The organism is Cupriavidus sp. C2SS-8b (genome assembly GCF_057073745.1).
The window spans coordinates 2,327,284-2,341,549 of sequence record NZ_CP172716.1 but is presented as its reverse complement, the minus strand read 5'-3'; the positions used below and the strand labels follow the sequence as shown (position 1 = coordinate 2,341,549).

The window sequence follows — 14,266 nt, the reverse complement described above, 5'->3', positions numbered from 1 at the left end:
AATGGTTCTGTCTTTCGCAATCTGGCTGCCTATCTTCTTCGGCTTGCTGATACTGGCCTCGGGCTCGGACCGCAGCGCCTGCTACGTGAGGTGGATGTCGCTGTTCGGCTCGATCGTCAGCTTCATCGTCACGCTGCCGCTGGTGTTCCACTTCGACAAATCCACCGCTGCGATGCAGTTCGTGGAGAAGTCATCCTGGATCGAGCGCTTCAACATCCAGTACTACCTGGGCGTTGATGGCATCTCGATGTGGTTCGTTGTGCTGACCGCCTTCATCACCGTGATCGTCGTGATCTCGGCCTGGGAAGTGATCACCGAACGCGTGGCCGAGTACATGGCTGCGTTCCTGATCCTGTCGGGCGTGATGGTCGGCGTGTTCTGTGCGCTGGACGGCATGCTGTTCTACGTGTTCTTCGAAGCCACGCTGATCCCGATGTACATCATCATCGGCGTGTGGGGCGGCCCGAACCGTGTGTACGCGGCCTTCAAGTTCTTCCTGTACACGCTGCTGGGCTCGCTGCTGACGCTGATCGCGCTGCTGTTCCTGTACAACAAGACCGGTACCTTCGAAATCCTGCAATGGCACCAGGCCAAGCTGTCGATGAACGAGCAGATCGCGCTGTTTATCGCCTTCTTCATGGCATTCGCCGTCAAGGTGCCGATGTGGCCGGTGCACACCTGGCTGCCCGACGCCCACGTCGAGGCGCCGACCGGCGGTTCCGTGGTGCTGGCCGCGATCATGCTGAAGCTGGGCGCCTACGGCTTCCTGCGCTTCTCGCTGCCGATCGCGCCGGATGCAAGCCATTCGCTGTCCGCGTTCATCATCACGATCTCGCTGATCGCCGTGATCTACATCGGCCTGGTGGCGCTGGTGCAGGCCGACATGAAGAAGCTGGTGGCGTACTCGTCGATTGCGCACATGGGCTTCGTGACGCTCGGTTTCTTCATCTTCAATGAAATCGGCATCGAAGGCGGCATCGTGCAGATGATTTCGCACGGCTTTATCTCGGGCGCCATGTTCCTGTGCATCGGTGTGCTGTATGACCGCGTGCACTCGCGCCAGATCGCCGACTACGGCGGCGTGGTCAACACCATGCCGAAGTTCGCCGCGCTGTCGGTGTTCTTCGCGATGGCCAACTGCGGCCTGCCCGCGACCTCCGGTTTCGTTGGCGAGTTCATGGTGATCCTGGGCTCGGTCGAGTACAACTTCTGGATCGGCCTGCTCGCCGCCACCGCCCTGATCCTCGGCGCTGCCTATTCGCTATGGATGGTCAAGCGCGTGATCTTCGGCGATATCGTGCACCAGCACGTCCGCGAGCTGGTGGACCTGAACAAGCGCGAGTTCCTGATGCTGGGCCTGCTCGCCATCATGACGCTGTACATGGGCCTGCACCCGAAGCCCTTCACCGACGTGATGCACGCTTCGGTGGTCAACCTGCTGTCCCACGTGGCGCAGTCGAAGCTGTAATCGGGGAGAGATAACACTATGCAACCGTCCTCGACTCTCGCCTCCGTGGCGCCGATTATTTTCCTCGCGGTGTCGATCGCCGCGGTCAACTGGATCGACCTTGCCCGCGGCAAGGGCAAGCCAAGCGTCGCGTACCCGCTGTCGCTGCTGTTCACGCTGGTGCTGACCGTCTGGTTCGGCATCAACGCATCGACCGGCGAAACGCACTACGCGTTTGCGAACCTGGTCGTGATCGATCCGCTGGCCAATGTGCTGTCGGCATTCTGCTCGGCCGGCCTGTTCATGACGCTGGTCTACACCCGCCGCTACCTGGCGGACCGCGACATGTACGCCGGCGAGTTCTACCAGCTCTCGCTGTTCGCGCTCGGCGGCCAGATCGTCATGATCACCGGCAACAACTTCCTGACCCTGTACCTGGGCCTGGAACTGCTGTCGCTGTCGTCCTACGCGCTGGTGGCCCTGCGCCGCGAAAACCGCGTGACGTCGGAATCGGCCATGAAGTACTTCGTGCTGGGCGCGCTGGCTTCGGGCTTCCTGCTGTACGGCATCTCGATGATGTACGGCGCGACCGGTTCGCTGAACCTCGGCGAAGTGTTCCGCGTGGTCGAGTCGGGCCGCGTCAACACCACCATGCTGGCCTTTGGCGTGGTCTTCATCGTTGCCGGCCTGTCGTTCAAGCTCGGTGCCGCGCCGTTCCACATGTGGATCCCGGACATCTACCAGGGTTCGCCGACCGCGGTGACGCTGCTGATCGCCGGCGGCCCGAAGGTGGCGGCATTCGCGCTGATCGTGCGCGTGCTGGTTGAAGGCCTGCTGCCGCTGGCCGCCGACTGGCAGACCATGCTGGTGGTGCTGGCCGTCCTGTCGCTGGCCATCGGCAACCTGACCGCCATCGTCCAGACCAACCTGAAGCGGATGCTGGCTTACTCGACCATCTCGCACATGGGCTTCATCCTGCTGGGCATGCTGTCCGGCGTGGTGGCCAACAAGGTGGATGGCGCGGCGAACGCCTACAGCGCGTCGATGTTCTATTCGGTCACGTACCTGCTGACCACGCTGGGCACCTTCGGCCTGATCCTGCTGCGTACCACGAAGGGCTTCGAGGCAGAAACGCTGGAAGACCTGAAGGGCATGTCGCGTCGCAATCCGTGGTTCGCGTTCCTGATGCTGGTGATGATGTTCTCGCTGGCCGGTATTCCGCCGACCGTGGGCTTCTACGCCAAGCTGGCCGTGCTTGAAGCCGTGGTGAAGTCGGGCATGACCTGGCTGGCCGTGGTGGCGGTGCTGTTCTCGCTGATCGGCGCGTTCTACTACCTGCGCGTGGTCAAGCTGATGTACTTCGATGCACCGGTCGGCGAAGAGCCGCTGGAGGCCACCACGGGCCTGCGTTCGGTGCTGAGCCTGAACGGCGCGGCAGTGATCCTGCTGGGCATCTTCCCGGCTGCGCTGATGAACCTGTGCTACCAGGCCATCCGCGCAACGCTGGCCTCCTGAACGCAAGAGGCAGCAAGGCATGAGTTCCCCGACGGGCGGCTGGTTTGTCATCTTGCTGGCACTGCTTTGTGCCAACCTGCCGTTCATCAACCAGCGCCTGTTCGCGGTGATCCCGCTGCGCTGGCGCCGCAAGCCCCTGTGGCTGCGGCTGGTGGAACTGATCTGCCTGTATCTGGCAGCCGGCGTGGCCGGCTTTGCGGTGGAGGCGAGCCTCGGCAACGCCTTCCCGCAGGGCTGGCAGTTCTACGCCATTACGGCGTGCATGATGCTGGTGTTCGCCTTCCCAGGCTTTACCTGGCAGTACCTCGTCAAACACCGCACGGCCTGACGCCGGTCATGAAGCCGCCGGGCGTGCCAATCACCCGGAGTGCTTATGACGGAAAAGACCCAGGACCACCTAGCCCCGCCTGCAGGCGATGAAGGGCTCAAGGAAGTCTGCGTTGCCTCGGCAACCGTCCATCGCGGCAAATTCCTCACGCTGAAGCAAGACATCGTCCGCCTGCCCGACGGCAAGCAGACCGGTCGCGAGTACGTGGTACATCCCGGCGCGGTCATGATGATTCCGCTGTTCGACGACGGCACCGTGCTGATGGAGCGGCAGTTCCGCTACCCGGTAGGGGAGGTCATGCTCGAATTCCCCGCCGGCAAGCTGGACCCGCAAGAAGGCGCGCTGCGCTGCGGCGAGCGCGAGCTGGAAGAGGAAACCGGCTACAGCGCAGCGCGCTGGGATTACCTGACCCGCATCCATCCCGTCATTTCGTACTCGACCGAATTTATCGACGTGTTCCTCGCGCGCGGCCTGACCGCGGGGCAGGCTAAGCTCGATGACGGCGAATTCCTCGAAACTTTCATCGTTCCGGCTGGCCAGGTGCTGGACTGGGTGCGTCAGGGCCGCATTACCGATGTGAAGACCATCATCGGCGCGTTCTGGCTGGAGAAGGTAATCTCGGGGGTCTGGCAGCCCGGCGAGCAGCCGCTTCCGTCCTGAAGTGGTGAAGAAAAACGGCGATAGCCGGCCAAGAACCGAGCGGTGTGCTTCTCGCGCCACAGAAATGCGGGAAATCCCTTTGGGGAAAAATTAGCACGACCGTTCACAAAATTTCGATTCACGGATACTATTGCCTTTGACGGGCTGGAAAGATCATGAAGGTGCTCGACCTGCGTTGTGCGCAAGACCATCGTTTCGAGGGCTGGTTTTCCTCCGAGGACGATGCGCAGTCGCAAATCGCAAGTGACCTCGTCCAATGCCCGGTCTGCGGTGACCACGCCGTGAGCCGGCTGCCGAGCGCACCGCGCCTGAATCTTTCGGGCGCGACGCCGGTGCAGCGCGGCCAGGCGAAGGCAGGGCAGGCGGCGCCAGCGCCGGCCGCCCTGGAAGCCTTGCAGGCGGCCTATATGAAGGCCGTTCGGCAGGTGATGGCGCAGACCGAGGACGTTGGCGACCGCTTTGCCGAGGAGGCCAGGCGCATGCATTACGACGAGGCACCGGAGCGCGGCATCCGCGGTTCGGCTTCCCCGGAAGAGGTGCAGGCGCTGGCGGAGGAGGGCATTGAAACGATCCCGCTCGTGGTGCCGGATGCATTGAAGCAGACGGCTCACTGAATTGCGTCCTGTGCCCGTGGTTGTCGGCGCAAGACGCGCAGGCAGAACTACTTGCCGGCACCGTGCCGGCATCACTGGAGACGGGCATGGATCTCAATTACTCGGCGTCCGACAACGCCTTCCGCGAGGAAGTGCGTAGCTGGCTGGAAGCCAATCTGCCGGCGGATATCCGCAGCAAGGTGCTGAACCATCGCCGGCCCAATCGCGACGACCTGGTGCGCTGGCACAAGATCCTGGCGGGCAAGGGCTGGTCGGCGCCGCACTGGCCCGTGCAATACGGCGGCACCGGCTGGAATGCCACGCAGCGCCATATCTGGGACGAGGAAAATGCTCGCGTCGGCGCCCCTGGCGTGCTGCCCTTCGGCGTTGCCATGGTCGCGCCCGTGATCATGAAGTACGGCAACGAACAGCAGAAGTCGTACTACCTGCCGCGCATCCTGGACTGCACCGACTGGTGGTGCCAGGGCTACTCGGAGCCGGGCTCGGGCTCCGACCTGGCATCGGTCAAGACCCGCGCCGAACTGACCTCCGACGGCAAGCACTACATCGTCAACGGCCAGAAGACCTGGACCACGCTCGGCCAGCACGCCGACATGATCTTCTGCCTGGTGCGCACCGATCCCGAGGCCAAGAAGCAGGAGGGCATCTCGTTCCTGCTGATCGACATGAAGACGCCGGGCATCACCGTGCGTCCGATCATCATGCTCGACGAGGAGCATGAGGTGAACGAAGTGTTCTTCGACAACGTCAAGGTGCCGGTGGAAAACCGCGTTGGTGACGAAAACAAGGGCTGGACCTACGCCAAGTACCTGCTCGGCCACGAGCGCACCGGCATTGCCCGCGTCGGCAATTCCAAGCGCGAGCTGGGCTTCCTGAAGCGCGTGGCGCGCCAGCAGCAGAAGAACGGCAAGCCCCTGCTGGAAGATCCGGTGTTCGGCGCCAAGGTTGCCGCGTTGGAAATCGAACTGATGGCGCTGGAGATCACCGTGCTGCGCGTGGTGTCGAGCGAAGCCGCTGGCAAGGGCCCTGGCCCGGAAGCTTCGATGCTGAAAATCAAGGGCACCGAGATCCAGCAGATGCTGACCGAGCTGATGGTCGAAGCCGTCGGCCCTTACGCCCAGCCGTTCGACCCCGCCTACCTGGAGTGCGAGCACGAGCACGCGGTAACCGGCTACGACGATGCCGCCCCGCTGGCCGCCTACTACTTCAACTATCGCAAGACCTCCATCTACGGCGGGTCCAACGAAATCCAGCGCAACATCATCAGCCAGATGATCCTGGGGCTGTGAGGAGACACGGAACATGAACTTCAATCTCAGCGACGAACAAAAGCAGCTGGCTGACGCCGTACGCCGTTTCATCGACAAGGACTACGACTTCGAGTCGCGCAAGAAGCGCTATGAAAGCGAGGCCGGCTATGGCGAATCCGCCTGGGGCTCGCTGGTCGAGCTCGGCCTGACCGCGCTGCCGGTGCCGGAAGCGCAGGGCGGCTTCTCCGGCAAGGCGCTGGACATGATGGTGGTGCAGCAGGAACTGGGCCGCGGCCTGGTCGTCGAGCCGTACCTGGCAACCGTCGTGGGTGCCTATGCCCTGGGACTAGCCGGTGGTCAGGAAGCGCTGCTGGAGCAAGTGGCCGGTGGCGAACTGAAGCTCGCCGTGGCGTTCAACGAGCCGCAGGCGCGCTATGAGCTGAACAACGTGCGCGTCACCGCGCGCGACGGCAAGCTCAACGGCCGCAAGACCGTGGTGCTGCATGGCGGCCAGGCCGACAAGCTGATCGTGTCGGCACGCACCGGCGGGGCCGAAGCCGATCGTGACGGCATCTCGCTGTTCCTGGTCGATGCAAAGGGCGCCGGCGTCAGCATCAAGGACTACCGCACCATCGACAACCTGCGCGCGGCCGATGTCACGTTCCAGGATGCACCGGCGCAACTGCTGGGCGAGGGCGGCAAGGCCTTCGAGCAGATCGAGCAGGTGGCCGACTACGCCGCGGTGCTGCTGTGCGCCGAGGCCGTGGGCGTGATGGACACGCTCAACGCCGCAACGCTCGATTACGCCAAGCAGCGCCAGCAGTTCGGCGTGGTGATCGCGCGCTTCCAGGCTCTGCAGCATCGCATGGTCGAGATGTTCATCCAGGCCGAGCAGTCGCGCTCGATCACGCTGCTGGCCGCGGCACGCTTTGAAGAGTCGACGCCGGAAGAGCGCCGCCGCTACGTGTCGGCTGCCAAGGCCCGCGTTGGCCAAGCCGCGCGCTACGTTGGCCAGGAGGCCGTGCAGATCCACGGCGGCATGGGCGTGACCAACGAACTGCCGGCCGCGCACATGTTCAAGCGCCTGACGCTCATCAACACCACGTTCGGTGATGTCGACCACCACCTGGGCCGGTTCGCCGCGCAGGCGAGCTTCCAGCAAGCTGCCTGATCCAGGCGATGCCCAATCGAAACCGCGCCGTAGTCCAGGCGCGGTTTTTTTCTTTGCGCGCAGTTAGGGGCGGGTTCGGCAAATACGGACGCACGCCGTCACCTGCCATGCGAATATCGCGATGACCAGTCAACAGTCAGCGCCGTCAGCGACAACGGAGACACGACCCATGCTGTATTTCGAGGACTTTGCAGTCGGCAGCCGCCGCGAACTCGGCTCCTACCTCGTCACCGAGGAAGAGATCCTCGGCTTTGCCCGCCAGTATGACCCGCAGCCATTTCATATCGACAAGGAGGCCGCCGCCAACAGCATCTATGGCGGCCTGATCTCGAGCGGCTGGATGACGTGCTCGATCATGATGCGCCTGCTGGTGCTGAGCACCACCGGCAAGTCGGCGAGCATGGGTTCGCCCGGCGTCGACGAGATCCGCTGGCTGAAGCCGGTCTATGCTGGCGACACGCTGACCGTGGTGCTCAATGTGCTGGATTCCCGGCCGTCGCAATCGAAGCCGGATCGCGGCGTGGTCCACACCCAGTGGGAAGCCACCAACCAGCGCGGCGAACTGGTCTGCACGGTCAAGGGCATGGGCATGTACGGCCGCCGCCCTGCGTGAGATCGCCCCCGCAAACTTAAACAACGAGGAGATAACGGACATGCGCACCATCGCATCGCTCGAAGAGCTGGAAAGCCTGCAAGGTCAGGAGGTCGCCGTCAGCGACTGGATGGAGATCACTCAGGAGCAGGTAAACCTGTTTGCCGAAGCGACCGGCGACCACCAGTGGATCCACGTCGACGTGGAGCGCGCCAAGAAGGAATCGCCTTACGGCGGCCCGATCGCGCATGGTTTCCTGACGCTGTCGCTGGTGCCCAAGTTCATGCACAACGCGCTGCACATGCCGTCGAAGATCGGCGTCAACTACGGCCTGAACCGCGTGCGCTTCACCGCACCGGTTCCCGTGGGTAGCAAGCTGCGCGCGCGTATCAAGCTGCAGAAGGTCGAGCGACTCGACCCGCTGCCCAAGTCCCCCGAACTGGTGGGTGCCCAATCGACCTGGGAAGTGACGATCGAGCGCGAAGGCAGCGACCGGCCGGTGTGCGTGGCGGAGTCGATTAGCCGCCGCTACGGCTGAGTCGTTGTTGTTTTGTTGATACAGGAAGAAAAAAACCGCCGACTGGCGGTTTTTTTCAGTTTTCGACGTGAATGCGGATGCTGCAACACATTTTTAGCGACGTGAACAACGCTTTTAAAGATTGTCCGCTTTGCTGAACAGTGTGTTCTGTGCTGTTGGGTTTACCCGTAATGCTGCATTGCGGTACAGTCGCGCCCACGATGTTTTACGTGTTGCGCATTCCGGCCGGAAACCGCGCTTGCCCACAAGGCAGGCTTGCCGGGAAGTGCAAAAACCTCGTGGTTCAACGCTACCCGGCCGCAGTTTCGAGCCGGGACCGTTCGCGGTTTCGGCCATCAATTGCCGCAGTGCCCCCGCCTCAGGCGAGCCGCTCGCGCAGTAGTCAGTTGTCCTTCCGTGTTCATGGCGTTGTCAGGCCGCATGGTCATCCGGCGTTAAGTCCGCCAGACCCCAACGCCAGCTAAGGACACGTCCTTCAGGTTTTCCCTCAGCCCAACGCCTCTTGCTTCCGGCATCAGGCGGTGAAGCCACGCTTTGCCCAAGCGCGGCCTAACCAAACCAGTCGTGACATGAAGAAACCCATACTGCCGCGGTGGACGCGGTCCCTGCCAAGCCTCGGCCTGCTCTTGCTGCTCGCCGGCTGCAACATGACGCTGCTCGACCCGAAGGGGCAGGTAGGCGTCGACATCAAAGGCATCATCCTGATCGCCACCTGGCTCATGCTGCTGGTGGTGGTGCCGGTGATCATCCTGACGCTCGTGTTCGCCTGGAAGTACCGCGCCAGCAATACCTCGGCACGCTATGAACCCGACTGGTCGCACTCGACCGCGATCGAAGTCGTGGTGTGGCTGATCCCCTGCCTGATCATCATCGCGCTGGGCATCATCACGTGGAAGTCTTCGCACGACCTGGACCCGTACAAGCCGCTGGAATCGAAGCAGAAGCCGATTACCGTCGAGGCGGTGGCGATGAACTGGAAGTGGCTGTTCATCTATCCGGAGCTGAAGATCGCCACGGTCAACCAGATCGCGTTCCCGGTGGGCACGCCGGTGAACTTCAAGATCACCTCCGATTCGATCATGAATTCGTTCTTCATCCCGCAACTGGGCAGCCAGGTTTACGCCATGGCCGGGATGGAGACCAAGCTGCACCTGATTGCCAACGAAGCCGGCACGTATGACGGCATGTCCGCCAACTACAGCGGCGGCGGCTTCTCGGGCATGAAGTTCAAGGCGACGGCCATGTCGAACTTCGAGTTCGACGCGTGGGTCGCCAAGGTGCGCGCCTCCGAACGTCAGCTCGCCAGCGCGGACTACAAGGTCCTGGCTCAGCCGAGCGAAGCGGAGCCGGTTGCCTACTACGGCAAGGTCGAAGACGGCCTGTTCACCGGCGTCCTGCACCAATACATGGGCAACGACGGCCACGCCATGGCCCGCGAGGGTTTCGATGGCGGCCCGGTCTGCACGTCGCGTAACACGCTCGGCGAAGAGCGGGTGTCCATGGCCACGCCGGCCAAGCCGGCGCTCGGCGCGCAATCCTAGGAGCAATGATGTTTGGCAAATTGAGTTTGTCGGCGATTCCGTTTCATGAGCCGATCATCATGGTCGTACTGGCCGGCGTCGCCCTCGGCGGCGCTGCGCTGCTAGGCGCGATCACGTATTTCAAGAAGTGGGGCTACCTCTGGAATGAGTGGTTCACTTCCGTCGATCACAAGAAGATCGGCGTGATGTATTGCCTGGTCGCGCTGGTCATGCTGCTGCGCGGCTTCTCCGACGCGCTGATGATGCGCATGCAGCTGGCGCTTGCCACCAACGGTGCCCACGGCGTCCTGCCGCCGGAACACTACGACCAGATCTTCACCGCCCACGGCGTGATCATGATCTTCTTCGTGGCCATGCCGCTGATGACGGGCCTGATGAACCTCGTGGTGCCGCTGCAGATCGGCGCGCGCGACGTGGCGTTCCCGTTCCTGAACACGCTGTCGTTCTGGCTGTTCGTGTCGGGCGCCATGCTGGTAAACGTCTCGCTGGGCGTTGGCGAATTCGCCAAGACCGGCTGGCTCGCCTACCCGCCGCTGTCCGGCCTGGACTTCAGCCCGGGCGTGGGGGTGGACTACTACCTCTGGTCCTTGCAGATTTCAGGGTTGGGCACGCTGCTGACCGGCGTGAACTTCCTGGTGACGATCCTCAAGATGCGCGCCCCGGGCATGACCCTGATGCGCATGCCGGTGTTCACCTGGACCGCCCTGTGCACCAACGTGCTGATCGTGGCCGCCTTCCCGGTGCTGACGGTGTCGCTGGCACTGCTGGGCCTGGACCGCTACTTCGACATGCACTTCTTCACGAACGATGGCGGCGGCAATGCCATGATGTACGTGAACCTGATCTGGATCTGGGGCCACCCCGAGGTGTACATCCTGATCCTGCCGGCGTTCGGCATCTTCTCTGAAGTCATCGCGACGTTCTCGGGCAAGAAGCTGTTCGGCTACAAGGGCATGGTGTACGCGACGGCGGCCATCATGGTGCTGTCGTTCATCGTGTGGCTGCACCACTTCTTCACGATGGGCTCGGGTGCGAACGTCAACGCGTTCTTCGGCATCACGACCATGATCATCTCCATCCCGACCGGGGTGAAGATCTTCAACTGGCTGTTCACGATGTACCGTGGCCGCGTGCAGATGACCACGCCGGTGCTGTGGACGCTGGGCTTCATGATCACCTTCGTGATCGGCGGCATGACCGGTGTGCTGATGGCCGTGCCGGCAGCCGACTTCGTGCTGCACAACAGCCTGTTCCTGATCGCCCACTTCCACAACGTGATCATTGGCGGCGTGCTGTTCGGCTACCTGGCCGGCATCACCTACTGGTGGCCGAAGGCGTTCGGCTTCAAGCTGAACGAGCGCCTGGGCAAGTACGCCTTCTGGTGCTGGCTGGTGGGCTTCTACTTCGCCTTCATGCCGCTGTACGTGCTGGGCCTGATGGGCATGACCCGTCGCCTGAACCACACCGACAACCCGGCCTGGACGCCGTGGCTGTACCTGGCCGTGGTCGGCGTGGTCTTCGTCGCGCTGGGCATCTTCTTCCAGGTGTTGCAGATCGTCGTGTCGATCCGCGACCGCAAGAAGCTGGCCGACGTGACCGGCGACCCGTGGGGTGGCCGCACGCTGGAATGGGCGACCTCGTCGCCGCCGCCGTTCTACAACTTTGCGCACACCCCGGTGGTGCGTGACCTGGACGCGTTCGCCGACATGAAGGCCCGTGGCGAAACCATCCCGACCAGCGGATACGAGCAGATCCACATGCCGAAGAACACCGGCGCCGGTTTCTGGATGGGCCTGTTCAGCCTGGTGCTGGGCTTCGCCCTGGTCTGGCACATCTGGTGGCTTGCCGCCGTGGGCCTGGTTGGCATGGTGGTGTCGTTCATCCGCCGCGCCAACGATGACCACATCGACTACTACGTGCCGGCCGCCGAGGTCGAGCAGATTGAAACGCGCCAACTGCAGCGCATTGCTTCGCAGGCCTGATAACCATGTCGACAGAAGTCCTTGATCGCTTCGGGGCGGCGCAAGCCCCGGCTCATGCGCACTCGCATGACGACACGCACGACCACGCGCACCACGACACCAGCGAGAACACCATCTTTGGTTTCTGGCTGTACCTGATGAGCGACTGCATCTTGTTTGCGTGCCTGTTCGCCGCCTTCGCCGTCCTGCGCGGCGAAGTGGCGGGCGGCCCGTCGGGCAAGGAGCTGTTCGAGCTCAACTACGTGCTGACCGAGACCTTCATCCTGCTGTTCTCGTCGATCACGTACGGGTTCGCGATGATCTCGCTGCACAACCGCTCGAAAGGGCGGGTGCTGGTGTGGCTGGCTATCACGTTCGCGCTGGGCGCCGCGTTCATGTACATGGAAATCAATGAATTCCATCACCTGATCGCCGAAGGCGCCGGCCCGAGCCGCAGCGCGTTCCTGTCGTCGTTCTTCACGCTGGTGGGCACCCACGGCCTGCACGTCGCAAGCGGCATGGTGTGGATGCTGGTCCTGATGTGGCAAGTCAGCAAGAAGGGCCTGACCCCGACCATGTCCAAGCGCCTGAACTGCCTCAGCCTGTTCTGGCACTTCCTGGACGTCGTGTGGATCGGCGTCTTCACCGTGGTCTACCTGATGGGGGCAATGTAAATGGCACAGCAACACGCAGCATCGGCCCACGCCGAGTCGCATGGCCACAGCAGCTTCAAGTCCTATGTGATCGGCTTCGTGCTGGCGGTGATCCTGACCGTCATCCCGTTCAAGATCGTGATGGACGGCACCCTGGACCGTGGCACGACCCTGCTGATCATCCTCGGCATGGCCGCGGTGCAGGTCGTCGTGCACCTGAAGTACTTCCTCCATATGGATGGTTCGAAGGAGCAGCGCTGGAACGTGATGTCGTTCCTGTTCACGCTGCTGATCCTGTTCATCGTGCTGGCCGGCTCGCTCTGGATCATGCACAACATGAACGCGAACATGATGCCGTGGATGATGAAGTAATCGTCTTCCGGCGATAGACAACGGGGCCTTCGGGCCCCGTTTTTACTTGTGGCGGTGCATCGCGCACCGTGGCGCCGCACGCCTGCGGCGCCTTCCCGTTTTCGGCGCCAGCGCACCACCTGCCTGGCTTGCACCCGATTGTGCCGTGCACGCGCGCGGTGCGTCGTGGCCCGTTCCCGCCTGGCACCAGCGTGGTGCTTTCGCGCGGCATCTCCCCTGAAATTGTCTCTTGCCGGGCGCCCCGGCGGCGTCTGGCCGTCCGTCGAAGCTCAGACGAGCCATGGCACGGTAGTTGCGGATGCACCACCCGGGGAGCGTTGAGTCCCGTAACCAAACGACAAACTGGGAGCTGCAATGAAACGACGTGACATGCTGAAGCTGTCGGCGGTAGCCGCCGCGGCCATGATCGGCGCGAGCCCGCTGGCGATGGCGCAGTCCAAGGACCCGATCAAGATCGGCATCCTGCATTCGTTGTCCGGCACCATGGCCATCTCGGAGACGTCGCTCAAGGACGTGGCGCTGATGACCATCGACGAGATCAACAAGAGCGGTGGCGTGCTCGGCCGCAAGCTGGAGCCGGTGGTCGTGGACCCGGCGTCGAACTGGCCGCTGTTCGCCGAGAAGGCGCGCCAGCTGATCACCAAGGACAAGGTCGCTGTCACGTTTGGCTGCTGGACTTCGGTGTCGCGCAAGTCGGTGCTGCCGGTCTACGAAGAGCTGAACTCGCTGCTGTTCTACCCGGTGCAGTATGAGGGCGAGGAGATGTCGAAGAACGTCTTCTACACCGGCGCGGCGCCCAACCAGCAGGCCATCCCGGCCGTCGAATACCTGATGAGCAAGGAAGGCGGCGGCGCCAAGCGCTTCTTCCTTCTGGGCACCGACTACGTCTACCCGCGCACCACCAACAAGATCCTGCGCGCGTTCCTCAAGAGCAAGGGCGTGGCGGACAAGGACATCGAAGAGGTCTACACGCCGTTCGGCCACAGCGACTACCAGACCATCGTCGCCAATATCAAGAAGTTCTCGCAGGGCGGCAAGACCGCCGTGATCTCCACCATCAACGGCGACTCCAACGTGCCGTTCTACAAGGAACTTGGCAACGCGGGCCTGAAGGCCAAGGATGTGCCCGTGGTGGCCTTCTCCGTGGGTGAGGAAGAGCTGCGCGGCATCGACACCAAGCCGCTGGTCGGCCACCTGGCGGCATGGAACTACTTCATGTCCGTCAAGAATCCCGAGAACGAAGCGTTCAAGAAGCAGTGGGCAGCCTGGGTCAAGGCCAACAACCTGCCAGGCGGCGACAAGCGTGTCACCAATGACCCGATGGAGGCCACCTATGTCGGCATCCATATGTGGGCACAGGCCGTGAAGAAGGCCGGTACGACCGATCCTGACAAGGTCCGCGCGGCCATGTACGGCCAGACCTTCAAGGCACCGGACGGCTTCACGCTGACCATGGGCGACAACCATCACCTGTTCAAGCCGGTGATGATCGGCGAAGTGAAGGGCGACGGCCAGTTCAGCGTTGTGTGGAAGACCGCCAAGCCCATCCGCGCCCAGCCGTGGAGCCCGTTCATCTCCGGCAATGAAGGCAAGCCGGACAAGGTGATGTAAGCCACTTCGCTTG

Annotated in this window: 14 protein-coding genes; all 14 read left to right on the top strand. The window is 62.9% G+C overall.

The genetic code is table 11. The annotated features are described in order from the left end of the window. Position 1 precedes the first annotated feature (1 nt). The 14 genes from ACIGJB_RS10835 (at position 2) to urtA (ending at position 14,253) form a co-directional block, all read left to right on the top strand. Complete coding sequence (locus ACIGJB_RS10835) at positions 2 to 1,468, top strand: NADH-quinone oxidoreductase subunit M (protein WP_483729835.1); 1,467 nt, start codon at positions 2 to 4, stop codon at positions 1,466 to 1,468. Between the two features lie 18 nt (positions 1,469 to 1,486). Further along, on the top strand, positions 1,487 to 2,962 hold the full coding sequence (gene nuoN / locus ACIGJB_RS10830) for an NADH-quinone oxidoreductase subunit NuoN (RefSeq protein WP_483729834.1): 1,476 nt from the start codon (positions 1,487 to 1,489) through the stop codon (positions 2,960 to 2,962). Between the two features lie 19 nt (positions 2,963 to 2,981). Continuing rightward, entirely contained in the window at positions 2,982 to 3,290 is a 309-nt protein-coding gene (locus ACIGJB_RS10825) for a DUF2818 family protein (protein WP_483729833.1), read from the top strand. A 45-nt stretch (positions 3,291 to 3,335) separates the two neighbouring features. Continuing rightward, entirely contained in the window at positions 3,336 to 3,950 is a 615-nt protein-coding gene (locus tag ACIGJB_RS10820; RefSeq protein WP_483729832.1) for an NUDIX domain-containing protein, read from the top strand. Between the two features lie 155 nt (positions 3,951 to 4,105). Beyond that, entirely contained in the window at positions 4,106 to 4,564 is a 459-nt protein-coding gene (locus tag ACIGJB_RS10815) for a DUF1178 family protein (RefSeq protein WP_483729831.1), read from the top strand. An 86-nt stretch (positions 4,565 to 4,650) separates the two neighbouring features. After that, positions 4,651 to 5,853, top strand: a complete 1,203-nt coding sequence (locus tag ACIGJB_RS10810; protein WP_483729830.1) for an acyl-CoA dehydrogenase family protein — start codon at positions 4,651 to 4,653, stop codon at positions 5,851 to 5,853. A 13-nt stretch (positions 5,854 to 5,866) separates the two neighbouring features. Then, on the top strand, positions 5,867 to 6,985 hold the full coding sequence (locus ACIGJB_RS10805; RefSeq protein ID WP_483729829.1) for an acyl-CoA dehydrogenase family protein: 1,119 nt from the start codon (positions 5,867 to 5,869) through the stop codon (positions 6,983 to 6,985). 169 nt (positions 6,986 to 7,154) lie between these two features. Beyond that, positions 7,155 to 7,598 carry a MaoC family dehydratase gene (locus tag ACIGJB_RS10800; RefSeq protein ID WP_483729828.1) on the top strand — a complete coding sequence of 148 codons (444 nt, stop codon included), beginning with the start codon at positions 7,155 to 7,157 and terminating at the stop codon, positions 7,596 to 7,598. A 40-nt stretch (positions 7,599 to 7,638) separates the two neighbouring features. Then, on the top strand, positions 7,639 to 8,115 hold the full coding sequence (locus ACIGJB_RS10795) for a MaoC family dehydratase (protein WP_140950133.1): 477 nt from the start codon (positions 7,639 to 7,641) through the stop codon (positions 8,113 to 8,115). 569 nt (positions 8,116 to 8,684) lie between these two features. Further along, positions 8,685 to 9,656: a ubiquinol oxidase subunit II gene (cyoA, locus tag ACIGJB_RS10790; RefSeq protein ID WP_483729827.1), complete on the top strand. Its 972-nt coding sequence runs from the start codon at positions 8,685 to 8,687 to the stop codon at positions 9,654 to 9,656. An 8-nt stretch (positions 9,657 to 9,664) separates the two neighbouring features. Next, positions 9,665 to 11,638 (top strand): cytochrome o ubiquinol oxidase subunit I, encoded by a 1,974-nt coding sequence (cyoB, locus tag ACIGJB_RS10785; protein ID WP_483711465.1) that lies wholly within the window; start codon positions 9,665 to 9,667, stop codon positions 11,636 to 11,638. A 5-nt stretch (positions 11,639 to 11,643) separates the two neighbouring features. Next, positions 11,644 to 12,291 carry a cytochrome o ubiquinol oxidase subunit III gene (gene cyoC / locus ACIGJB_RS10780; RefSeq protein ID WP_483729826.1) on the top strand — a complete coding sequence of 216 codons (648 nt, stop codon included), beginning with the start codon at positions 11,644 to 11,646 and terminating at the stop codon, positions 12,289 to 12,291. Beyond that, positions 12,292 to 12,642, top strand: coding sequence for a cytochrome o ubiquinol oxidase subunit IV (gene cyoD, locus ACIGJB_RS10775; protein WP_483729825.1), 351 nt, complete (start codon positions 12,292 to 12,294; stop codon positions 12,640 to 12,642). A 354-nt stretch (positions 12,643 to 12,996) separates the two neighbouring features. Further along, positions 12,997 to 14,253 (top strand): urea ABC transporter substrate-binding protein, encoded by a 1,257-nt coding sequence (urtA, locus tag ACIGJB_RS10770; protein ID WP_483729824.1) that lies wholly within the window; start codon positions 12,997 to 12,999, stop codon positions 14,251 to 14,253. Positions 14,254 to 14,266: the final 13 nt, after the last annotated feature.

Bases quoted from the DNA above. Each gene is read 5' to 3' on its own strand.
- ACIGJB_RS10795 (WP_140950133.1), top strand. From the start codon at position 7,639: ATGCGCACCATCGCATCGCTCGAAGAGCTGGAAAGCCTGCAAGGTCAG.
- ACIGJB_RS10815 (WP_483729831.1), top strand. From the start codon at position 4,106: ATGAAGGTGCTCGACCTGCGTTGTGCGCAAGACCATCGTTTCGAGGGC.
- cyoB (WP_483711465.1), top strand. From the start codon at position 9,665: ATGTTTGGCAAATTGAGTTTGTCGGCGATTCCGTTTCATGAGCCGATC.
- cyoD (WP_483729825.1), top strand. From the start codon at position 12,292: ATGGCACAGCAACACGCAGCATCGGCCCACGCCGAGTCGCATGGCCAC.
- urtA (WP_483729824.1), top strand. From the start codon at position 12,997: ATGAAACGACGTGACATGCTGAAGCTGTCGGCGGTAGCCGCCGCGGCC.
- ACIGJB_RS10820 (WP_483729832.1), top strand. From the start codon at position 3,336: ATGACGGAAAAGACCCAGGACCACCTAGCCCCGCCTGCAGGCGATGAA.
- cyoC (WP_483729826.1), top strand. From the start codon at position 11,644: ATGTCGACAGAAGTCCTTGATCGCTTCGGGGCGGCGCAAGCCCCGGCT.
- cyoA (WP_483729827.1), top strand. From the start codon at position 8,685: ATGAAGAAACCCATACTGCCGCGGTGGACGCGGTCCCTGCCAAGCCTC.
- ACIGJB_RS10810 (WP_483729830.1), top strand. From the start codon at position 4,651: ATGGATCTCAATTACTCGGCGTCCGACAACGCCTTCCGCGAGGAAGTG.
- nuoN (WP_483729834.1), top strand. From the start codon at position 1,487: ATGCAACCGTCCTCGACTCTCGCCTCCGTGGCGCCGATTATTTTCCTC.
- ACIGJB_RS10825 (WP_483729833.1), top strand. From the start codon at position 2,982: ATGAGTTCCCCGACGGGCGGCTGGTTTGTCATCTTGCTGGCACTGCTT.
- ACIGJB_RS10805 (WP_483729829.1), top strand. From the start codon at position 5,867: ATGAACTTCAATCTCAGCGACGAACAAAAGCAGCTGGCTGACGCCGTA.
- ACIGJB_RS10800 (WP_483729828.1), top strand. From the start codon at position 7,155: ATGCTGTATTTCGAGGACTTTGCAGTCGGCAGCCGCCGCGAACTCGGC.
- ACIGJB_RS10835 (WP_483729835.1), top strand. From the start codon at position 2: ATGGTTCTGTCTTTCGCAATCTGGCTGCCTATCTTCTTCGGCTTGCTG.